14 protein-coding genes are annotated in these 22,588 nt (G+C 45.2%); 3 read left to right on the forward strand and 11 right to left on the reverse strand.

Annotated features, from left to right (window positions below):
• Positions 1-11: 11 nt before the first annotated feature.
• Positions 12-1,286 carry a M18 family aminopeptidase gene (locus G632_RS0112745; protein WP_022769675.1) on the reverse strand — a complete coding sequence of 425 codons (1,275 nt, stop codon included), beginning with the start codon at positions 1,284-1,286 and terminating at the stop codon, positions 12-14.
• A gap of 118 nt (positions 1,287-1,404) precedes the next feature.
• Here G632_RS0112745 and G632_RS0112750 point away from each other — a divergent pair, with 118 nt between their 5' ends.
• On the forward strand, positions 1,405-2,550 hold the full coding sequence (locus G632_RS0112750; RefSeq protein WP_022769682.1) for a glycoside hydrolase family 88/105 protein: 1,146 nt from the start codon (positions 1,405-1,407) through the stop codon (positions 2,548-2,550).
• On the opposite strand, the gene G632_RS0112755 is transcribed toward G632_RS0112750, so the two are convergent.
• The 10 genes from G632_RS0112755 to G632_RS0112800 form a co-directional block, all read right to left on the reverse strand.
• Positions 2,540-4,525, reverse strand: coding sequence for a glycoside hydrolase family 31 protein (locus G632_RS0112755; protein ID WP_022769683.1), 1,986 nt, complete (start codon positions 4,523-4,525; stop codon positions 2,540-2,542). The two genes, G632_RS0112750 and G632_RS0112755, sit on opposite strands and share 11 nt — an antisense overlap.
• 6 nt (positions 4,526-4,531) lie before the next feature.
• Positions 4,532-6,499, reverse strand: coding sequence for a glycoside hydrolase family 127 protein (locus G632_RS0112760; protein ID WP_022769684.1), 1,968 nt, complete (start codon positions 6,497-6,499; stop codon positions 4,532-4,534).
• A gap of 125 nt (positions 6,500-6,624) precedes the next feature.
• Complete coding sequence (locus G632_RS0112765; RefSeq protein WP_022769685.1) at positions 6,625-7,920, reverse strand: ABC transporter substrate-binding protein; 1,296 nt, start codon at positions 7,918-7,920, stop codon at positions 6,625-6,627.
• A 106-nt stretch (positions 7,921-8,026) separates the two neighbouring features.
• Complete coding sequence (locus G632_RS0112770; protein ID WP_022769686.1) at positions 8,027-9,802, reverse strand: cache domain-containing sensor histidine kinase; 1,776 nt, start codon at positions 9,800-9,802, stop codon at positions 8,027-8,029.
• 84 nt (positions 9,803-9,886) lie between these two features.
• Positions 9,887-10,732 (reverse strand): carbohydrate ABC transporter permease, encoded by an 846-nt coding sequence (locus tag G632_RS0112775; RefSeq protein WP_022769687.1) that lies wholly within the window; start codon positions 10,730-10,732, stop codon positions 9,887-9,889.
• Positions 10,732-11,631 (reverse strand): carbohydrate ABC transporter permease, encoded by a 900-nt coding sequence (locus G632_RS0112780; protein ID WP_022769688.1) that lies wholly within the window; start codon positions 11,629-11,631, stop codon positions 10,732-10,734. The genes G632_RS0112775 and G632_RS0112780 overlap by 1 nt, the downstream gene beginning before the upstream one ends.
• Before the next feature lie 107 nt (positions 11,632-11,738).
• Positions 11,739-13,262: a response regulator transcription factor gene (locus G632_RS0112785; protein ID WP_022769689.1), complete on the reverse strand. Its 1,524-nt coding sequence runs from the start codon at positions 13,260-13,262 to the stop codon at positions 11,739-11,741.
• A gap of 112 nt (positions 13,263-13,374) precedes the next feature.
• On the reverse strand, positions 13,375-15,135 hold the full coding sequence (locus tag G632_RS0112790; RefSeq protein ID WP_022769691.1) for a methyl-accepting chemotaxis protein: 1,761 nt from the start codon (positions 15,133-15,135) through the stop codon (positions 13,375-13,377).
• Between the two features lie 120 nt (positions 15,136-15,255).
• On the reverse strand, positions 15,256-17,955 hold the full coding sequence (locus tag G632_RS20025; protein WP_022769692.1) for a translation factor GTPase family protein: 2,700 nt from the start codon (positions 17,953-17,955) through the stop codon (positions 15,256-15,258).
• Positions 17,956-17,961: 6 nt separating this feature from the next.
• Positions 17,962-18,411: a DUF6553 family protein gene (locus G632_RS0112800; protein ID WP_022769694.1), complete on the reverse strand. Its 450-nt coding sequence runs from the start codon at positions 18,409-18,411 to the stop codon at positions 17,962-17,964.
• 174 nt (positions 18,412-18,585) lie between these two features.
• Here G632_RS0112800 and G632_RS0112805 point away from each other — a divergent pair, with 174 nt between their 5' ends.
• Positions 18,586-20,604, forward strand: coding sequence for a methyl-accepting chemotaxis protein (locus tag G632_RS0112805; RefSeq protein WP_022769695.1), 2,019 nt, complete (start codon positions 18,586-18,588; stop codon positions 20,602-20,604).
• A 16-nt stretch (positions 20,605-20,620) separates the two neighbouring features.
• On the forward strand, positions 20,621-21,622 hold the full coding sequence (locus G632_RS0112810) for a substrate-binding domain-containing protein (RefSeq protein WP_022769697.1): 1,002 nt from the start codon (positions 20,621-20,623) through the stop codon (positions 21,620-21,622).
• Positions 21,623-22,588: the final 966 nt, after the last annotated feature.

Raw genomic sequence — 22,588 nt, forward strand, 5'->3', positions numbered from 1 at the left:
ACTCCCTTAAATTACTTGTTGTAAAAGACCTTTGAAACTGCCGCAAGGTACTCAGGATCCCTGCTACCTGCAGATTCATAGGGTGAATGCATAGCCAGCTGTGCAAGACCGATATCCACGGTATTTACTGAAACCTGCGCTGTTGAAATGTTGCCCAGTGTAGAGCCTCCCGGCATATCAGACCTGTTTGTGAAAGTCTGGTAAGGCACATCAGCCTCTTTGCACAAAAGTTTGAACTCTGCTGCAGAAACCGCGTCAGTAGTGTACTTCTGGTTTGCGTTGTACTTGATAACAATACCCTCGTTCATGACAGGCCTGTTAACCGGATCTGCCTTGTCCATATAGTTAGGATGAACTGCATGGGCGTTATCTGCTGATATCATGAAGCTGTTTGCAACAGCCATGTGATACTGCTCTCTTGTCTTGCCAAGTCCGTCGCAGATTCTCTCAAGAGTATCCTTAAGGAAGGTAGAATCCGCTCCCTGCTTGGTTCCGCTGCCAACCTCTTCGTTGTCGAATACGCAGTGCATAGCCACATAGTCTTTTGCCTTGGAATTAACAAAGCCTTCATAGCTGCAGAATACGCACTCCTGATCATCGAGCCTTGAGCCCCCGATGAACTCCTCATTGGCTCCCCAGAAGGTAGGCTTTACTCTGTTGTACAAAAACAGATCGTGCCCCAGTATATCCTCTTTCTTCTTAACCCCTGCTTCCATGGCGATCAGGGCAAAAAAGCTCTCGGCTGCCTTGTCGTCACCGAAGATAGGCAGCATGTCGTTCTGGGCATTGTACTTCATTCCGTCGTTGGCTTCTCTGTTCATGTGGATAGCAAGCGCCGGAAGCATCAGAAGGTCTCTGTCTATGTTGACGAGTCTGGTCTCTGCCTTACCCTTGTTATTAACTACCACTCTTCCGGCAACGGAAAGTGGTCTGTCAAACCACTCAGCACATAGCATTCCGCCGTACTTTTCGACGTTGAGCTTAATGTATGCTCCTGCCTTCATCTCGGGATTCTCCTTGATCTTGAAGGAAGGTGAGTCAGAGTGGCTTGCGATCATGTGGAAGCCTTTAAAGCTCTTTTTCGGAATTCTGAAGGAGATTATTGCTGAATCTCCGCGGCGGACAAAATAGTCACCTGCTGAGAGTTTCCATGCATCGCCCTCAAAAAGCTCTGTAAATCCTCTTTTTAAAAGATCTCTGCTGATATTATCCACAACATGATAAGCTGTCGGTGCGCTGTAGATAAAGTCCAGCATTCTCTTTGTCAGATCATTTTTCTTATTCATAAGCACCTCTATACCGAATAAAATCGTAGAAAATAGTATATCATATTTTTCCTTAATGTGATAAAATGTAAGCACTTACATTTTTGATAGCAAAAGACAAATTTATTGGGAGAAAACTATGACAAGGGAAGAAGCTTTTAAGATGCTGGATGAGTACGTGGACTACCTCCTTGAGAAGTCCGACGCCGAGCATCCCTTTTGGAACATTGAAAAGATCGTCAGTGGCAAGCCAAACAAGTGGAACTACATCGACGGCTGCATGATCACTGCTGTTCTGTCCCTCTACGAGATGACAGGGGACAAGAAGTATCTCGATTTTGCAGACAACTTCATCGGCTGGTTTGTCCAGGAGGATGGCACAGTTAAGACCTACTCCACCGAAGAATACAATCTGGACAATATCAATCCTTTCAAGAATCTCTTTAAACTCTATGATCTTACGGGAAAAGAGAAATACAGAAAGGCCATGGATATCGCAAGAAGTCAGCTGGATACCATGCCAAGGACCAAGGCAGGTAACTTCTGGCACAAGAATATCTATCCTTATCAGGTGTGGCTCGATGGCATGTACATGGCACAGCCCTTCTATATGGAATATGAGAGGCGCTACAACAAGATGCAGGGCTGTCTTGATTCCTTCAAGCAGTTTAAGAATGTAGAAGCTCTTATGAAGGATCCAAAGACTGGTCTTTACTATCATGGATACGACGAGAGCCGTGAAATGTACTGGGCCGACAAGGAGACAGGGCTTAGCCCCAACTTCTGGCTAAGAGCCCTTGGATGGTTCACGGTAGCTTTGGTTGATACAACTGATGCGATGGACGAGTCCATGTACTACGAGAAGCGTTATCTTCAGTCCATGTTAAAAGACCTTGCTGATTCCCTCATCCCTTTCCAGGACGAGAGTGGAATGTTCTATCAGATTGTTGATAAAAAGGGAGACGCTCGAAACTACCTTGAGACCTCAGGAACAGCGCTTATAGCTTATGGACTTTTAAAAGGTGTCAGACTTGGATATCTTCCTAAGAGATTTGAAGAGATTGCCATGAAGGCATTTGACGGCATTACAAACACCTACCTCTCAAGAAATGAGGACGGAACTCCAAAGCTTGGAGGCATCTGCCTGGTGGCAGGCCTTGGCGGTCCTCAGCACAGAGACGGATCTCTTGAATACTACTTCTCAGAGCCCGTTGTGGAGAACGACGCCAAGGGCGTTGCACCTCTTATTCTGCTTTACACAGAGATTTTAAGAATTAACAAGTAATAACTTTTTCATAGACAGGCATGTCTTCTAAAGGAGCATCTGCAGTGATAAACTGACCGCCATCGATGGCCGTGTCAGTACCAATGCGTTTCCAGCTGCAGCCCTTTGGAAGATATACCTGTCTTTTTCTTGCTCCGGCTTCAAATACGGGTGCTACCAGGTATTTATCTCCGAACATGTACTCATCTTCTACATTCCATGCAGTTTCATCCTCAGGGAATTCATAGAAGAGAGTTCTCATGATCGGGCTACCCTTTTCATGGGACTCCTGCATGATTCCTCTGATGTATTCCCTCATGGACTCACGCAGCGCAATATACTTTTTGCAGATCTCAAAGATTTCCTCACCATAGCTCCAGATTTCGTTGGGAGCCCCGGATCTGCATGCTGCTCCGCCCGTCTGCCCATACTGAGGCTGGCGGGGTTCTCTGTCACCATGAAGTCGCATAACGGGAAGAAATGCTCCCCACTCAAACCATCTGGTAAAGAGCTCTCTGAACTCAGGATCGTCGGGATTTCCTCCATGGAAGCCTCCTATATCTGTTGTCCACCAGGGTATTCCTGCGATTCCCATGTTAAGACCTGCTGAGAGCTGGTTTCTCATGGTATCAAAGCTTGAAGCGATATCTCCTGACCATACTAAAGCGCCGTATTTCTGGCTTCCTGCCCAGGCACAGCGAAGCAGGTTTACGATATTCTCCTGTCCTTCTTTCTCCATTCCCTCATAGAAGGTTCTTGCGTATTCTACAGGATAGATATTTCCAACCTCCAGGTCGGTTCCTAAAAAATATCTGTAGTTATCGAAGTCATAAACCGTGTATTCAGGCTCGGCTTCATCAAGCCAGAAGGTCTTTATTCCGAGGTCGTAATAGTTCTTTTTGACCTTATCCCAAAGATATTTCCTGGCCTCGGGATTGGTTGCATCATAATGAATGGTGGCACCCATGAAATTGAGACCTGTCCTGAAGCCTCTCTCGGTACGGATCAGGTATCCCTTCTCCAGCATTTCATCGAAGTTCTCACTCTCCCTGTCCACAGTAGGCCAGATGGATACCATGAGTTCTGTGCCCATGTCCTTTAGCTCTTTTACCATGGCCTCAGGCTCCGGCCAGTAGGTCTTATCAAACTTCCACTCCCCCTGCTTTGGCCAGTGGAAGAAATCACACACGATCATATCAAGAGGAATTCCAAGCTCGTGATACTTTCTTGCAACACCAAGAAGCTCTTCCTGAGTCTGGTACCTTAACTTGCACTGCCAAAAGCCAAGTCCGTACTCGGGCATCACAGGCACAGTTCCCGTAACCTTCGCATAGGCATTAACGATCTCGGCAGGGGTATCTCCAACTACAAACCAGTAATCTATATACTTGGTGGCATAAGCCTCAAAGCTCATGATGTTCTTGCCAAAAACAGCTCGTCCCACAGCAGGGTTATTCCACAATATTCCGTATCCCAATGATGAAAGTGCAAAGGGAACACTTGCCTGAGAATTCCTGTGAGCAAGCTCTAGGTCGCACCCCTTGAGTTCCATTTCCCTCTGCTGATACTGACCCATTCCGTAGATTTTTTCATTACTGTCAAGGGATTCAAAGCGCATTGTCACATGGTAATCCCCCGCCACATTAGGCTGAAACTCTCTGCCCTCAACCTCAATGGAGCTGCACTTCGGATCCGTTATATCTCTTCTGTTTCTCCAGTATTCCTCGAATACTCTGGTGCCATCTTCCTTGCAGATGACTATTTTGCCACCGTTTGAAATCGTGAGGTTGAGCGCTCCGTTTTTCAGCGCCGCTCCATTCTCAAGCAGCTTTATCTCTCCGCATTCCTTTTGCGGTATCGAAAGAGCCCAGTCGCTATCCGGCATCTCTTTATACTTGGTTGCGCGGACTCTGACAGCATTCTCCCCCCAGCTCTCGATCCACAGTTCCTCTGCATCATAGTGATATATAAGTCTGTTGCCATCTACCCTCAGCATATACTCTTACTCCTTCTCGTTTAGCCAAACACGCATTTCGTTGCGACCCCTGTTTGCCCAGGCGTAATACGGTATCATCTTTATCTTTGCAGGCTCAGATGTTTCAGCCTTGGTTGTTCTATAAAGTCCGCCTTCTCTTGCAGCTACAGTTCTAAGGCCGTCAGCTTCTATAACTTCTACACCCTCAAGAAGTTCATCCTGCCAGCTGCACTTAAGCGCAGCGTATTTAGGAAGCATAAGAAGATGCAGGTTATCTCCGTTGTCCACGCCCTCTGCACAGAACACCTGAGGTCCTCTTGCGATGCTCACCTTATTTACATCCTCGGAAACAAGAGGACTTGCATACCATCTCCTGGGAGTCATATCCAGTTCCAGTTCAATGTCAGTTGCACCGGTGCTGCACTCTGTGTACCAGAAGCCTTTTTCTGCAACAACTGCGCAGTCTTCTATCGTGCTCTCGCCATTTCCGGCAACTATCTTACCCCCGGCCTTATCACACCAGCCCGGAACCCTTACGCCAATCCTTACAGCCTCTTTAGTGCTGTTATCAACATGGATCTGCACTTTTCCGCTTCTTGGATAATCTGCATCAATTCTTACAGTAACCTCGCCGTCCTCATATTCTCTGACCATCTCAGACTTTATAAAGAGGTTTACCAAAATGTCTTTTCCTGATTCTGAATACACATAGTCCTCAACGGAAGCGATAAGCCTTGCAAGATTGGGAGGACAGCATGCACATCCAAGCCAGTCCGGGCGAACCACTTTCACATGGCTCTTTGTCGGGTCTTTTTCCGACTTCTCTGGAACAACCTCAAGCGGATTAACATAGAAGAAATGCTTTCCATCCAACGCCATTCCGGCAAGAGCTGTGTTATAAAGAGCTCTTTCCATCACATCACCGAACTCACCGTCTGCACTAAGTCTTAGCATCTGTCTTGCAAAGAAGATGAGTCCTATTGATGCGCAGGTCTCGCAGTACATGGTATCGTTGGGAAGGTCATAGTCCAGGGTAAAAGACTCTCCGTTTACCGTTGAGCCTATTCCTCCCGTGATAAACATTCTCTTATCTACTATATTTCTCCAGATCTTTCTGCAGACTGCTTCGAGGTCTTTATTGCCTGTTGAAGCTGCAACATCTGCAAGAGCCGTGCACATATAGACAAGTCTTACAGCATGTCCCTCGGCGCTGTCCTGTTCAAGGATTGGTGCGTGGATCTGGAAGTATGTCAGAGGTGCATTATAAAGACCTCCGATTGCAGGCTTACCTGTATCTTCTCTGAACTGTCTTTTGAAAAAGTCGGGGTCCTGTCCCCTTTGAAGCAGGAAGTACTCTGAGAGCTTCAAATATCTCTTTTCCCCGGTGAGATGATAGAGTCTCATGAGTCCGATCTCAACTTCCTCATGTCCGTCACATCCATGGATCTTGCCATCTTCCGGTCCGAAGGATGCGTCTATGTGATCGGCGAGCTTAATTGCAATATCCAGTGCTTTCTTACTTCCTGTTGCCTGATGATAGGCTACTGCTGCCTCGATAAAATGTCCTGCGCAGTAGAGCTCATGGCTCTCTCCAAGACGCTTGTACTTGTGGTCCGGCTCCATGATGGTAAAGTAGGTGTTCAGATACCCGCTCTTTTCCTGGGCATCTGCGATAAGGTCCACCACTTCGTCGGTTATCTTTTTAAGATCATCATCCCAGTGATTCTTAAGTGTGTAGGCTGCTGCCTCGAGCCATTTATATACGTCGCTGTCCTGGAACACCCAACCGTAGTGCTCCCCCTTTGTTCTTCCTGCAGCTATCTTAAAGTTCTCGATGGCATGGCTCTTCTCACTTGGGATCGATGCATCGTTTCTTTCTTTTTCAATCTTGATATCAATATCGTCGTTTAATACCTTCCACTGATACGGTATCATTCCGGTCCTTACAAGCTCTTTATACCTGTTCCAGAATGTATCGTTTACAACGGTCTTCATTTATTCTTCCCCCTTCGCATGAAGCGTTTTTGTTTAATTGTACTATATTAAGTACGGGCAGAGATAGCTCTCTGCCCGCATAAAATATAGCATTTTCATCCATTTAAATTACGGTTTGGATAGGTTTAGTTGCCCAGAATTCCATCAATGGTTGCTTGTGCTTCTGCTGCTGCTGCATCAGGTGCACTCTCACCTGTGATGACCTTATTGAATGCAAGGGATATAGCATCTGAAATGTCAGGCCACTCAGGAAGAGGTCCTCTTGCATTTGCGTACTTCATCTCATCTACAAATACCTGATAAACTGCATCGCCCTTGAACTGTGTCTCTGCGATCTTGGAATCTGATGAGATGTATCCCATGTGATCCATCATGTAAAGACATGTATCTCCGCTGGTTGCATACTGAAGGAATGCGATAGCTGCTTCTTCGTTGCCGCCTGCAATTACTGCGTAGTTCTCTCCGCCAAGTCCTGATGCCTGCTGCTTATCCTGAGGGATAGGTGCAACGTTCCAGTTAAGGTCAGGCACTTCCTGACGCATTGTAGGGATCTGCCATGTTCCGTTGATCATCATAGCAAGGTTTCCTGAAATAAACTGGTTCATGGTATCGCCCTGTGTCCAGTTGATTGCTTCCTTAGGGAATGCGCCTGATTCAACAAGACTCTTTTCAAACTCAAGTGCCTTGATTCCGCCCTCGGAATTGATTTCATAAGATGTCTGGCCTGTTGACCATACCCAAGGAAGGAAGTTGAAGGTTCCCTCTTCGTTCTGAAGTGCGCAGTGTGCAAATCCGTAAACATTGCCCTTTGTTGTCTTCTTAGCTACATCAAGGAGCTCATCCCAGGTCTTGGGAACTTCACATCCTGCGTCCTTAAGCATATCTTCGTTGTAGAAAAGAACAAGGTCGTTACTTCCGAATGGAACACCGTAGAGCTTTCCGTCAAGTGTGCAGGAATTAACAGGTCCCGGATAGTAGCTGCTTACATCAAATCTGTCTGTGATATCTGCAAAGATTCCCATTGCAGCGTAGGATGCGTGATCCGGATTATCAAGAATTACGATATCAGGAAGTTCTCCTGCTGAAGCTCCGATGGAGAGCTGTTTCTTGAAATCTGCAAAAGGTACATATTTAGCCTGAACCTTGATGTTTGACTGCTGGTTGTTGAACTCCTGAATGATGTGATCAAGAGCTTCCTGATGTCCTGCTGTCTCCCAGTAGTACCATATTGTTACATCGCCTGAAGCTTCATCGGATGCAGGTATTGGATCTGCTTCTTTTGCTGTTGTTTCTGTCTTGGTCTCTGTTTCTCTTGATGCACCCTGAACCCCCGACTGCTCTGCCTGTGCTGCTCCGCAGCCTGCCATCATGGAAATAACCATTACGGCGCTAAGTACTGTAGCCAATATCTTCTTTTTCATGTGTCCCTCCTTATTGTTTGGTACATTATAAGTTTTGCTTACAATGGAATTATCTCCCATAAATAAGGAGTAAAAAACTCAACAAAACTTAAAAAGGATGAATTTTCTAATCTGTTTTTTTCTTAAGGGGAATTTCGATAATTATAAGGCTTCCTTTTTCCCTGCCGGGCTCTGCTCTCATCTTCCCCTCATTGCCGTAGTACATCTCAAGCCTTGTAACCACGTTACTAATGCCGATGTTTGTATTGCCCTTCAGAGTCTCAAAGTCGCGGCTGTTTATCTTCTCTATGATATCCGGAGCCATTCCTTTTCCGTTATCCTCAATGGTTATCTGAAGGAAATTATCTTTGCAGCCCACATAGACGCCAAGCCTTGCATCTTCCTGATCCGGAGTAAAACCATGCTTGATCGCATTCTCGATAAAGGGCTGCAAAAGGAGCTTGTGCACAATGGCCGTCTGGGCATCAGGCTCCACAAAAGCGTTGTAGGAAAAACTGTTCTTAACCCTGTACTGCTGAAGATAAATGTATTTCCTTAGCCATTCCATCTCATCTCTTATGGTAACTTCCCCGTTGCTGTTCACAATGGCGTATCGCAGAATATTGGCCAGCGCACTTATAGCATTACTTATGTCATACTCATCCTTATCGATAGCCATCCAGTTAATGGTATCCAGGGTGTTATAAAGAAAGTGCGGATTTATCTGGGCTTCCAGCGCTGCAATTTGAGCTTCCTGCTGTTTTGTAAGAGCCACGTTCAGTTTTTTCATCATGTCGTTAAAGGCATCTGCTATGGTCTCAATCTCCGCCGGCATCGCTTTGTCTTTTTCCGCACGGACCGAAAGATCTCCGTTTCTTGCCTGCTTCATTCTTCCTGTCACGTAGTTGACGGACTTAACAAGATTAGCAGAAAGACCTGTGGACATAAGCACAACCAGAGTCATCGCCAGAACTCCGATGATAGCAACCAAAACCAGCTGCCTTCTCTGAAGACGGGTGAGCTCAGAGAGGCTTGTTACATTCACAACGTCCCAGGAGAGCTTCTCATCATGCATCACAAACACCGCCGCTTCTCTTGCCAGCTGAGGGTAATTCTTCTTTAAAAAGAGATCGTAGTCGGAGACTCTTTGTTCCTCAGACCCGGACATGTCCGTCACAGACTTTCCAATAATTTCCGACTCATCTCCGAAGGTGACAATCTGTCCCTTATCATCAACGATAAAGTTAAATATCCTGGTATCATCGCTGGAATTAAGGCAGATATCCTTAAGGAAATCCTCATCCACACTTACGATAACGACTCCGCAGTCCTTGGTCAGGGACTTGTAATCAATGATCCTGTGAGCCATGTGAAACAGGTAGTAATCTTTTTTGGCAAAGTTGGTTCCAAACTCCGTGGGATATAAGTGAACTCCGTTGTCCTGTTCAATATCCTTATAGAGTTCCTCCTGAGTCTTGCTGAAATTATCAAGCCAGGAACTTTTATAGGTGGCAGGCGTCATCTGCTCGTAGGTAACCAGCTCTCCTCCGGGAGTTATCACCGAAACCGCCCTGATGTAGTCCTTGGTGTAAAGGAGCGAACTCATAAAACGGCGCATCTGGTTTACCGCCACAGCTTCATTGGTACCCTCGTCAATCTCGAACACCCACTTGACCATGTTGTCATCGGTGTAGAGCTGGTAGAGCACATCCTCATAGGCTTCAAGGGAAATATTAAGATTGTTATCCAGCTGCTTTAAGCTGCTCTTGGACATCATCTCGGTGTTCCGTGAAAGAGTCACCGACATGCTTATATAGGAAAAGACTCCCAGAATGATGATAGGGAGCATGCTCGTCAAGATAAAGACCCTGATCAGTCTGTTGCGCAAGCTCGTTTTTTTCATACTCTTCTCCACCCCAAAAATGAAAAATCAGAGGATAATATCTCCTCTGATTATCATATATTCCGCGGGCTAACCTTTCAAGAATTATCCCTTAACGGCACCGTTTGTCATTCCGCTTATTATATAGTTCTGCATGAAGACAAAGATCAGCGTGACCGGTATGATGGCCACGATCGCAAAGGCAGTCAGATAACTCCACTTGGTTCCGTACTGGCCCATGAAATTAAAGATACCGGCGGTGATAGGTCTTTTCTCCTGATCCAGTATGAATGTCATTCCGTATGCCAGATCTCCCCAGGCGTAAAGGAATGAGAATATCGCGCACACGATAACACCTGGCTTAGCAACCGGAACAAGTATCTTCATAAACGCCATCATCCTGGTGCAGCCATCGATGTAAGCAGCTTCCTCCAGGGCCTTTGGTATCGATGCAAAATAGTTTTTAAGTATCAAGACGGAGAAAGGGATTCCGATGGTTGCATCTGCCAGGACAGGTGCCCACCAGGTATTGTAGATCTTCATATTCCTAAACATTATGAACATAGGAGTTAAAAGAACTGATACCGGCAGCATCTGTGTTACCAAAAAGCCCAGGAGCATAGCTTTCCTTCCGACAAACTTATATCTTGCGATGGCATAGGATGCCGGAACTGCAAGGACTACAGCTATCAACATCGCGCCTGTTGAAATAACAAAACTGTTAAAGAATGACTTGAACATGTTGAAGTCGCCATTCTCAATCTGAGCTGCGTAGGACTTGGTGTTGAGCTCATGCGGATACCATGTTGGCGGTATCATGAATATCTCTTTTTCTGTCTTAAATGATGTTATCAGTGTCCAGAACAATGGGAAAAGAAGCAGCACCAGTATCACAACGGATACGATACATAAGACCACATTGTTTTTTCCTGTTATTTTCTTCTCGTCCATCAGTCTTCCTCCCCCTGCATAGTGATCTTCAGATATAAGAGTCCCACAAGAAACAGTATCAGGAACAATACATTTGCAACCGTTGATCCTTTGCTGTACTGGAACAGATCAAAGGAAAGCTTGTAGGAATAGGTGGAAAGAAGGTGTGTCGAATTGACCGGTCCTCCTTCTGTCATTACGTATACAAGATCATATACCTTGAAGGTGTAGATAAATCCAAGAACCAGCACCGACTCAATGGTTGGGCGAAGGAGCGGCAGAGTTATCTTTATCAGCTGCTGCCAGCTGTTTGCGCCGTCAACCGAGGCGCTCTCGTACAGCTCCTGAGGAATCGTGGTAAGACCCGTCGCAAGGAGGATTGTGTTAAAAGGAATACCTATCCATACATTTGCAGCAACAACCGCGATCATTGCTGTCCTTGGAGTTGTCAGCCACTCTACATTGTTCTGTATCAGGTGAAGGCATTTTAAGATATAGTTGATGATTCCAACGTCTGTGGAGAACATGAACTTGAACATCAGCGCAGTTACCGTCATTGGCATCATCCAGGGTATCATGGTGAGTCCTCTGACTGTCTTTGCGAATGTGAAGTTCTTATTGAACAAAAGAGCCAGTAAGAATCCTATAAGGAACTGGAAGATAAGGCAGTAAATGGTGAACTTTAAGGTGTTCCCCATTGCCTTTCTGAATACTTCATCCCCGAATATCTGAAGGTAATTGGCAAAGCCCACAAAATGCTTCTGGCCATGCACAAGGTTTTTTACCGATACGTCCTGAAAACTTAAAACGAGGTTACTGAGTATCGGATACCCAACAAAGATCAGCATATATAAAAATGCAGGAAGAATGAACAACAATCCTGCATTTTCATATCTGAAAAATTCCTTTACTTTTTTCATCTTCTTCCCCTTTTCAATATCTCTTTTTCTAAATAATACCTTGGCAAAAGAAATATCAAAACACGATAAATCTGAAAAAGGTGGAATATTCTAATGTGGTTTTATTATCACTTAAGGGACTTTCTGTACTCGGCAGGGAGCTTGCCCGTAACGTCTCTGAAGACCTTGCTGAAGTACTTGGGATCGGAGTAGCCGACTCTTTCCGATATCTCCTTGAGCTTCATTGAAGTGCCCACCAAAAGCTCTTTTGCCTTGCTGATCCTATAGTTTCTGATGTAGGTGCTGAAGGTCTCGCCCGTTTCCTTGTGGAACTGGGTTCCTAAGTACTCCGGAGTTATACCGAGCCTGTCAGCAATTTCATCAAGCGTGATTCCTGTGTGGTAGAACTCATGGATCATGCTCTTAGCACGACGCACAGTAAGCGTCTCCGTATCGGAAGCCTCCTCACTGTCTTTCAGCATATTCAAAATACCCGCGCATACAGATGAAAGTTCGGATCGGAGCTTGGCGTTCATGATACCGTCCAGGAGCTTTTGCTGCTGAAGATCGGCTACTTTTTTGTTTCCGATGTCCTTGGCAATCTCAATGACAGACCAGATAAATCTTACAAAGCACTCCTTGATCTCTCTCGGGTCATAAACCTTTCCGTCATGGAAACCTTCTTCGAATTCATCCATGAGCTTTTTCTGCTGAGGAAAATCCGATGCGCATATTGCTGTCTTCATCCTTGCTTCAAGGTCCTGCGGATAGACGCACAGTGATGTCTGCACCTGGGTTATCTTGGGGTAGGATATCAGAACGTCTTTTTCAAAAGAGATATTCCAGTCCATGTATGGGTATAGATCGTTTATCCCCTGGCTGATGCCACCAATGGAGGTGCATTCGGTAAAGCCCATGGCAGAGCTTCCCTCTAACTTGTGCAGCAGCTGGTACTGGATCCATCTCTCAAAATCAGCGGCGCTTTCATATTTATAGACTATTACAATCAGGGATTTCCTGTATTCAACGTCAAGGATCAGGTACTTAATGCCCTCATAAAATGAAAGAGAATTCGAGAGCTCTTTTTGCTCTCTCTTTGCACTGTTTTCATACTGATTCCCAAGGTAGTCACACAGGATTATGAACTTCTGATCTGCGGTTATTCCGTAATTTTTCTTTAGATAGTTAAAAGCCTCATCGTCAGCGGACATTCGCCCTCCGATTATATCGCGCATAACCTGATCGAGCGTTCCGACCGTAGCAGGCTTTTTTCTCTTATCCTCTTCCATCTGATGTCTGATGTTCTCGAGGGCTGTTGAAAAGTCAGATATATTAAGGGGTTTTAAAAGATACTCCGTAACCCCCAGTTTCATTGCAGTTCTTGCGTATTCAAATTCCGAGTAGGCGCTGAGTACGATGGCTTTAATGTCAAGGCCCTCATCACTGATGGCCTGTAGCATTTGAAGGCCGTCCATCTCCGGCATCTGCACGTCGGTAATGACAAGGTCGGGCTTTTTGGCCCTACAGATCTCAAGCCCTGCCCTTCCGTTTTCAGCTTCTCCCACTATTTCATATTCGTCTCCAAGTTTTCCAAGGAGTTTAAAAAATCCCTCCCTGATGCGGACTTCGTCCTCTACTATAACTATCCTCATTGCTTCTCCCCCACATGCTGCATAAAATGCAGCCATCTTTTTTATATTAACATGACTGCAATAAAAAAGGAGCAGACATTTAAATGTCTGCCCCTGTATTAGTTTTAAAGTATTATGCCTCGTCAGAAGGAAGCTCAACCTTGAAGTATTTAACGTTAGCTGTAAGCTCTTCAGCGATCTTCTGAAGGTCACGTGCCTGCTCAACAACAGATTCCATGTTGGTATCAAGCTGCATAAGGGATGCGCTTGTCTCCTGAGTTGATGCTGCGTTCTCCTCTGAAATACTTGAGAGGGATTCTACGGAATTCATGATGTTCTCCTTGTCGGAGTTCATGGTGTTAACCAGCTCTACGATCTGCTTGTTGCCTTCCTCGGTTTCCTGAAGGAGTGCAAGCATCTGATCGAAGGACTCACTCATCTCCTCAAGAGCTGTTGTCTCATTGGTTATGGCACCCTTGATAGCCTCTGTGAGCTCTTTATTCTTATTGGAGTAATCCGTAATTGTCGAAAGCATGTTGGTGATCTCGCCGGCAAGGTTATTGGTATCTCCCGCCAGATCCTTGATGTTATCTGCAACTACCGCAAAGCCCTTACCTGCTTCGCCTGCTCTTGCAGCCTCAATTGAAGCATTGAGAGCAAGGAGGTTTGTCTGGCTTGCGATGGAGATGATGGACTCAGCAGCTTGTGTGATCTGAGCAACTACGTTAGCTGTCTCATTTACAGAGTCTGCAACCTGAGTAGCCATCTCGTCGTTCTTCTGATCCTGCTCTTTGATCTGCTCGAGCTGTTCCTTAACCTTGGTTGATTCTTCGTAAACCTGACGGCCTCTTTCCATGTTGGAATTAGCGGAATCAAGAACGTTGTCTACGGAAGATCCCATGTTAACTGTGATAGAAGATGTGCTCTGAACATCTTCTGCCATAGCTGTTGCACCTGTAGCCAGATCGTTAACTGCAGAGCTGATATCTGTAGTTGTCTTCTGTGAACTTGTGATGCTGTCCTTGGCAAGTTCTGCCTTGGAATTGACGGTATCAGCATGGTCAATGACTTTAACAAGAGCATTTCTGAGCTCATGTCTCATGGACTCCAGGCCCTTGAGGATTTCCTCGAACTCAATGATCATACTGTCGGTCTTTATCTTCGTTACGAAATCACCGCTGGAAATTCTCCTAACATCCTCGCCCATCTTCTTGAAAGTTTTCAGTATGGCCATAATAATGAGAACAGTTATTATAAGGAGAATAACGGCAATAGCCATAAAGATGCCGGCATTTACATATATGCTTTTTGAAGTTGCTGCTTCTGCCTCTTCTTTCTCGTGAGTAGCCCAGTCCTCTGTGATATCAGTCATATCGCTGATATAATCTCTTGTTGTAAGGAACTGATTGGCAAAAGCTTCAATGTCGCCCTCATTGGCGTCAACGTTATAGGTGGTCTTCCAGGAATTAAACTGTGACTCGAAAGCAGGATAAACCTGTGAGAATGTCCTTCCATCGGAAGTAGTATGCTCCGTCCACAGATCATCATTGGTCTGGGCAAGAGCGACAGCCTGTTTAACCCTGTCAAAGGCCTGATCACAGTTCTCATAGTAATCACTTACATTCTGCTTTATCTGCTCCGGAGGCAAATACTGCGCGTAAGCATTAATATTCAGCACAGCAGTCTCAGCCTGATACAGATCCCTGTCCGCATTGATCAGGTTTGTACTTATGGTATAAAGCATGTCATAGTAAAGCTCTTTATCAGCTTGCTCAATTGATTTCATCTTAGTTGCATTGAGAATGATGCTGATGACAAGCGTTAATACCAGTACTGTTGAAATACCGATAAGCAAGAGTCCAAGTGGTGCCTTAAAGCCTGATTTCTGATTCATGTGTTTACCTCCTTATTCGAATCCCATACCACTATTATATTGCTTTTCGGATTAAAGAATGTGCTTTTTGGCTAAAATTTATACTTTTTTTAGGCAATTTGTTTATATTTAATCATCCGTTTATTTGCCTATTTTTTCCCTTATCAGATCCCCTGTTCTTCTGATCTCTTCCCAGAAGTCCCTGGCGGATAACCTGATCGCCCCGCTTCCCATGACAATTACCTGTTCTATGGCATCAGAAGTGGCCACGGTTACCCTGTATTTCCTGCTTATCTCATGTGCAGCTTTCTCGATATACTGATCTGCAGTCTCTGCCTCTTTTGTATAAATAATCATCAGTCCGCTCTTTTCTTCCACATGTTCCCTTCCGCCGGGAACCTTGTATGCGTCGAAAACAAGCAGCACTTTCTCTCTCCTGAAGCCCTGGAAATTCACCAACGTGTCGATGAGGGTATCTCTTGCAGCCTTTAGGTCATCCCTGGCAAGAGAAGCCATTTCAGGCGATGCATAAATAATATTGTATCCGTCAACCAGGAGATATTCCTTGTATTCATCGGGGTTTTCACCCTTTACATTTTCATATTTCTCACGCTTTTGTCTCTCGACTTCAAGGTCTCTTCTGGCTTCTTTTTCTTCGGCTGTCAGTGCAGTAACTTCTGTCCTGGTCTCTACGTACCTCGGTTTGACCGCTCCGTAGGTCCGCTCAAATATTACCTTTAACTCCTTGTCTTCCATGCGGAGCTGCTGTTCTATTTCGTCAAAAGACCTCGGGGCGTTATCTTGTCTTCTAAGACGCGCCTGAAGCTTTTCAAGGGCTTCCATATCTATGCTGTCAGACAGATCGGTCTTTTTATTGCTGTCGTCAGGGCTCCATCCTGAATCCACATGCATGTAATTTCTGACTTCACTCCAGGGTATAACGGTTCCGGCTCCGTGCATGCAAAATACTGAGTCAGCGGAGTTGTCGATATCAAGCTCGGGATCGTAACCAAGCTGCTCAAGGACTTCTTCCGTGTTATGGCAAGGGGCATAACCACTTAAGGTAGTAAATATCCTGCCCTCGCCTCTTGTGTAGGAGGAAAGCGTGGTGCTGTAATCCCCCAGGCATGCTGCCGGAACAGTTCCTGTAAGGACTGATTTCCCTCCCTCGATGTCCGGGGAAGATACCGTACCGTTCATGCGCTGCATATCACTGAGTGCCCTTCCCACAAACTCCTGCGGAAGTTCAATGCGATAGTCAAACACCGGCTCAAGAAGGATGCTGTTTGCCTGCATCAGTCCCTGTCTTATCGCACGATAAGTGGCTTGCCTGAAGTCTCCGCCCTCGGTGTGCTTTTCATGAGCTCTTCCGGCAAGCAGGGTTATCTTTATATCTGTGACCTCAGACCCTGTAAGGACTCCGAGATGTTTTTTCTCTAAGATATGTGTCTGAATGAGCCTCTGCCAGTTAAGGGCAAGGTCATCGGTACTGCATACGCTGTCAATTGCAATTCCGCTTCCGGGCTCTCCGGGTTCAAGCAGAAGGTGGACCTCCGCATAATGTCTTAGGGGTTCGTAGTGTCCTACACCTTCAACAGGTCCTGCGATTGTTTCCTTATATACTATGTGTCCGGGGCCAAAGCCAACATCAAGGTCAAAGCGGCTCTTTATCAGATGCTTTAAAATTTCCTTCTGAACTTCGCCCATGGTCTGAACCACGATGCTCTTTGTAGCTTCAACATAATTAAGAAGAAGCATGGGTTCCTCTTCTTCCAGGGCTTTTAGTTTGCCGTAAACCTGTATGGCATCAGCCTCCTCGGGAAGAATGAGAGTTGATGAAAGAATGGGCTGAAGAACCTCTGATACCGTCTCGCCTTCCAGGATTCCAAGACCTTCACCGGCTCTTGTATCCAATAAGCCGGTAACGGCACAGATCATTCCTGCCTCTGCCTCGGCTACCGCGGTAAACTTATCTCCGGAGTAAAGCCTTATCTGGTCTATCTTGTCATTACCGATCTGATCTCTTACCTTAAGTCTTCCGCTCATTATCTTCATATGAGTTAATCTGTTGTTGTTTTCATCGCGGCTTATCTTGAATACGCGGGCGCCAAAGGCTTTGTCTGACAGATCTTTTAAAGAGTCTTCTTCTGATTCCTGAAGGTAATCTGACACAAGGTCCAAAAGTTCTTTTACCCCTTCCATCTTAAGGGCAGAGCCAAACCTGCAGGGGAAACACTTACGGGTTCTGATAAGACGGGCGATGTCGCTCTTATCTACTGCTCTGCCTTCAAGAAAACCTTCTAAAAGCTCGTCATCACATACTGCGATCTCTTCCTGAGTTTCTGCATCGGTCATGGGATTTGTGAAGTCAACGACATGGCTGCCAAGGTCAGTCTTTAGCGCCGACATTATGTCCTGCCGGCTGATTCCCTGGGCATCTGCCTGGTCCATCTTATTTACAAATATGATCGTTGGAACGTTATAGTGAGAAAGAAGCTTAAAAAGCACCTTGCCCTGACTTGTGACCTTGTCCGGGGCGCTGATGATAAGAACCGCCACGTCAAGAACCTGCAGAGTTCTCTCCATCTCAGGAGAAAAATCCGCATGGCCCGGCGTATCAAGAAGTGTGAAATTTATTCCTTCATATTCAAAGATAGCCTGCTTGGAAAATATAGTAATCCCGCGGCTTCTTTCAAGTTCGTAGGTATCAAGGAAGGTGTCCCTGTGGTCCACTCTTCCCATGTTTCTGATAGCTCCGCCGAGGTATAAAAGTCCCTCTGAGAGCGTTGTCTTTCCGGCATCAACATGCGCAAGAATGCCGATGGTTAAATTTTTATGCATACTCTTTTACTCTCTGACAGGTTCTACTCCAAGCTCTGCAAGGATCTTGTTCGCGCCCTGGATCTTTTCTGTAAACTTGGTCAAAAACGCGTTGCGGATCAGAACACTCTTTTCCTCAAAGCCAAATCTCTTGGGGATATCATGAGTGATTTCAAGTATATCCTGCGCAAGTCTTGTGGCAGCACCTGCTTCGCTCATTGACATTATTCCGAACACTGCAGTTGAATATGCCTTCGAGGAAAGACAGGAATCAATGAAGTAGTCGGCAAAATCCAGGAGCTTTGCATTTACGTCTCCTGTAATTCCCGGCGATAAAAGAACATCAAGATGATCTTCCATTTCTCTCCTTAGCTTTTTGGAATTAAAGATATTTATGCTGGTTCTTCCGATGACCTGGATCATGAGCCAGGCTTTCATTTCCTCTGCATATTTATTCTCTGCTTCGTTATTAATCATAGAAACCTCTCTAAATGTTGTTGCTTTAAAAACTATTATACAATATCTATTATCGATTCTTAAAATAATATAAACTATAACGAAATATGGTAAATTCTTATTCGCTCAATGCTATAATTATTTATACTAGCTTTACTTATTTTATTATACCTTTTTGAACAGGAGATGAAAAAAATGAGTGAAAATGAGGCAAAAACATCTGCAAATGCTTCTGTGAAGAAAAAGAACAAGAAGATCAGTACCAAGCTCCTTACGTACATACTTCCTGTTGTCATCATCACAGTAGTGGCACTGGTTGTTATCGCAGCAACTGTTTCCAAAAACAGAATGTCTGAGATGGCCACAGAGACACTTGAGTCTTCTATCTCAAACCAGGCGGACAACATCGACGCGTGGCTGAGCGAAAACCTCCAGTATTTCACAACCGTAAAACATACCATAGAAAGTCAGAATCCTACAGAGGCGGAATTTGTTCCTATTCTGGATACTTACTATGGCTATAACGAGAACTCTCCTGAGGGCTTCTATATCGGAACCAGTGACGGACAGTTCTACAAAGCCACCGAGTCCGGCATGGCTGCCGGAAATGTCACCGGAACCACCTGGTTTAAGCAGGGTCTTAGCAGGATCAGAATGGCATACGGTACCGCATACACAAATGAAGCCGGCGATACTGTTATCAGTGCCACCGGTATTCTAAACGACGGCTCCGATAATATCAAAGTCATCGGTGCAGACGTTTCCCTCAATAAGATAATGATCATCGTAAACTCCGGTGTAAAAATGGAGGATGCAAGTTCCTTCCTTGTAGATACCAATGACTACAAGATCCTTGCACACAGAGATAATACCATAATGGGTACGACTCTTGCAGAGTCAAACTCAAACCCTCTCCTTGCAGGTGCTGCTAAATCCATTATCAGTGGAGATCTCACCAGTAAAGAGATTGCAGACAACATGGTTGCTTTCAAAGAAATCCCGGGAACAGACTGGGTTCTTGTATCATACATTCCTACAAGTATCATTCTTAAGTCTGTTTCACAGATGGGAACTCTTCTGTTTATAGTTGGTGGAATAGCAATTGTCCTCATTATTTTACTTATCCTCTTCGTTGTCAGAAGAGTTATTGCACCTCTTGGACATATTTCCAACAACATCACATCAATGTCAGAGGGTGACTTCACTATCGATATCGATGCTTCAAGTAACGATGAGATCGGTGTCATGGGAAGCAGGGTTTCAGAGTTCGTTGCTTCCATGAGAAGCATGCTCTCACATATCAGTCAGGAATCTGACAAGCTGCAGGAAGAATCAGATAACTCAGACAGAGTTTCAAAGACCATGTACGAAGCTTCCCAGTCACAGGCCGAAGCTATGCAGCAGCTCAATGAAACCGTTGATCAGCTGGCTACAGCTGTTAACGATATTGCTCAGAATGCCACAACTCTTGCACAGGTTGTTGCCGATACAAGAGATAACAGTGACAAAGCAAACGAGAGTATGAAAGAAACAGTCGGCATCTCCCAGAAGGGCCGTGAGGATATGGAAAAACTCAGCGTTGCCATGGAAGGTATTTCCGATGCCAACGAAAGACTTGTTGAATCCATCAACAAGGTTGGTTCCGCATCTGAAGAGATCACCAACATTGTCGGCATGATCGGTGAGATCGCCGAGGAGACAAACCTCCTTTCACTGAATGCTTCCATCGAGGCTGCAAGAGCAGGCGAAGCAGGAAAGGGATTTGCAGTTGTTGCTACACAGATTGCAAAGCTGGCCCAGACTTCTGCCGAGAGTGCAAACAATATTTCAAATCTTATCGACGAGGTTCACAAGCTTATCGGAGATGCAGTAGGCCAGGCACATGCAAGTGCTGATAGCATAAAAGAAAATTCCGAACTCATTCATGTTGCGGTTGGAACCTTCGATCAGATCTATACAAATATTCAGGAATCTAACGGACTTATCGAGGCAATGATCGAAGATATCGAGAAGGTTGATGACGTTGCCACCAACGTAGCTGCTATCTCAGAAGAGCAGGCAGCCAGCGCCGATGAGATTCTTGCAACCAGTGAGAACATGGTTGAGATGGCAAACAATATCACAAAGAGCAGCCAGGATGTTGCGGACAATTCACACGAGCTTGCTAATACATCGCAGACTCTTACATCCTATGTTCAGAAGTTTAAGATTTAAGGAGGCATGGAATATAATGAAGAATACAAAATTTAAAAAAATATTTGCATGTCTTTTGACAAGTATTGTTTTGGCAGTTTCTGTTATGGGCTGCGGAAGCTCATCATCAGGCGGAGGCGGCTCAACCAATGGCTCCGGAGTAAAGGTTTATTTCTCAACCATTACTCTTGATAACTTCAAAACACTGGTTATGAACGGCGTAATTGATGCCGGTGCCAAAACCGGAGTTACAGTAGATTGCGGAGAACCCTGTGCTACTGTAGATGCTCAGGTGGCTCAGATCTCCCAGGCAGCCAAATCCGGCTACGACTGCATCATCTGTAATCCTGTAAATGCTGATACAGCCCTTCAGCTGGAAGTTGCAGCAGGCGGTATTCCTATCCTGTTCACAAATACAGAACCTGATGCTGCATATCTAAAGCCCAATAAATACATGTATGTAGGAAGTTATGAAGTTGATGCGGGCATGATGCAGGCTGAATATGTGTGGAACAAGCTTGGTAAGCCTTCAAGCATTAACATCTGTCTCTTCTCAGGTCAGCCCGGACATCCGGCAGCACTCGGAAGAACCAAAGCCGTTAAGAAATATTTCAAACAGCAGGGTGTAAATGCGAACTTTGCATTTAACGATACAGCTTACTGGAATACTCAGAAAGCTTGTGATGAATTTAAGCTCTTCTTAAAAACAAACCAGCCTTATGACTGTGTCATCTGCAATAATGACGATATGGCACTTGGCGTAGTTCAGGCAATGCAGGAACTTGGTATGGATCCTCAGGCAGTTCCGGTTGTCGGAGTAGATGCAACTGTTGCCGGCTGTGAGTCAATCCTCTCTGGTGGAATGCAGTTCACCGTACTTCAGGATGCAGGCGCTCAGGGCGCTGCCTGTGTAGAAACAGCCATCGCCATCGCCAAGAAAGGCACAGCTGCTGATGTTACCGGTGTTACCGAGGACGGTCTCTATGTATGGGTTCCTTTCTCACCTGTAGATAAGTCCAACGCATCACAGTACAAATAATTAACACTCAGACCTCAAATAACTTCATCCCCTTGTGGCGTCTTTCCAGATATTGCGGAACGTAGTATACGGAGAGGCGCCACTTTTTCGCGCCGTCGGATTCTCCCAGGCCGTACGACTTTTCCATTCTTCTACTGTTTCCCGGTAACCATTACTGTCTTGTGCAAGTTTTTCTTCTCAGACAGTAGCTCTCCTGTCCCTGTCCCGATTCCATTACTGTCTTTTAGACGTTTTTACTCTGGGACAGTAACGTTCCAAGTACCTATCCGCACTTTGTTACGGTTTTTTAGGAGTTTTTGCTCTAGGACAGTAACGCTCAGAGCACCTGTTTGCACTTTGTTACGGTATTTTAAGAGTTTTTGTTCTAGGACAGTAGTCCTTCTTTGATCAACCTGATTTCCATTACGGTATATTTCAAGTTTTTCCTCTAGGACAGTAGTCCTTCATCAATCACCCCATTTCCTATTACGGTATTTTTGAAGTTTTTGTTCCAGGACAGTAGTACTTCATGAATCGCATCATTTTGCATTACGGTATTTTTGAAGTTTTTGCTCTAGGACAGTAGTCCTCCACGAATCGTTCAAATTTCCTTACGGTATTTTTTAAGTTTTTCCTCTAGGACAGTAGTCCTCCACGTAAAATGGACCCTAGAAAGTGGACACGTCATTAAACAGTTTAGGCAGTATTTTTGCAGCAGATTCAAGACGTGGACACGAAATGGGCAGTAAAAAAATATACTTTCCTGGAAATATCTATTACATTTCCGATATGTGGACACAGATTAGGCTGTCTTTGCTGATATAATGAGCAAAGGGGGAATCTGTATGAATCCAAAAAGAAAACCAAGCTACACAAACGAGCAAATCGAAGTGATTGCTCAGAATCCGTATACGCATTCTATCACGCCGCATAGGATGACGTTTACTCTCGAATTCAAAGAGTTCTTTGTTGATCAGGTAAAAAACC

This window comes from Butyrivibrio sp. NC2007, assembly GCF_000421405.1.
In the GTDB taxonomy this organism is placed as follows: Bacteria; Bacillota; Clostridia; order Lachnospirales; family Lachnospiraceae; genus Butyrivibrio.

Bases quoted from the DNA above. Each gene is read 5' to 3' on its own strand.
- G632_RS0112745 (WP_022769675.1), bottom strand. From the start codon at position 1,286: ATGAATAAGAAAAATGATCTGACAAAGAGAATGCTGGACTTTATCTAC.
- G632_RS0112750 (WP_022769682.1), top strand. From the start codon at position 1,405: ATGACAAGGGAAGAAGCTTTTAAGATGCTGGATGAGTACGTGGACTAC.
- G632_RS0112755 (WP_022769683.1), bottom strand. From the start codon at position 4,525: ATGCTGAGGGTAGATGGCAACAGACTTATATATCACTATGATGCAGAG.
- G632_RS0112760 (WP_022769684.1), bottom strand. From the start codon at position 6,499: ATGAAGACCGTTGTAAACGATACATTCTGGAACAGGTATAAAGAGCTT.
- G632_RS0112765 (WP_022769685.1), bottom strand. From the start codon at position 7,920: ATGAAAAAGAAGATATTGGCTACAGTACTTAGCGCCGTAATGGTTATT.
- G632_RS0112770 (WP_022769686.1), bottom strand. From the start codon at position 9,802: ATGAAAAAAACGAGCTTGCGCAACAGACTGATCAGGGTCTTTATCTTG.
- G632_RS0112775 (WP_022769687.1), bottom strand. From the start codon at position 10,732: ATGGACGAGAAGAAAATAACAGGAAAAAACAATGTGGTCTTATGTATC.
- G632_RS0112780 (WP_022769688.1), bottom strand. From the start codon at position 11,631: ATGAAAAAAGTAAAGGAATTTTTCAGATATGAAAATGCAGGATTGTTG.
- G632_RS0112785 (WP_022769689.1), bottom strand. From the start codon at position 13,262: ATGAGGATAGTTATAGTAGAGGACGAAGTCCGCATCAGGGAGGGATTT.
- G632_RS0112790 (WP_022769691.1), bottom strand. From the start codon at position 15,135: ATGAATCAGAAATCAGGCTTTAAGGCACCACTTGGACTCTTGCTTATC.
- G632_RS20025 (WP_022769692.1), bottom strand. From the start codon at position 17,955: ATGCATAAAAATTTAACCATCGGCATTCTTGCGCATGTTGATGCCGGA.
- G632_RS0112800 (WP_022769694.1), bottom strand. From the start codon at position 18,411: ATGATTAATAACGAAGCAGAGAATAAATATGCAGAGGAAATGAAAGCC.
- G632_RS0112805 (WP_022769695.1), top strand. From the start codon at position 18,586: ATGAGTGAAAATGAGGCAAAAACATCTGCAAATGCTTCTGTGAAGAAA.
- G632_RS0112810 (WP_022769697.1), top strand. From the start codon at position 20,621: ATGAAGAATACAAAATTTAAAAAAATATTTGCATGTCTTTTGACAAGT.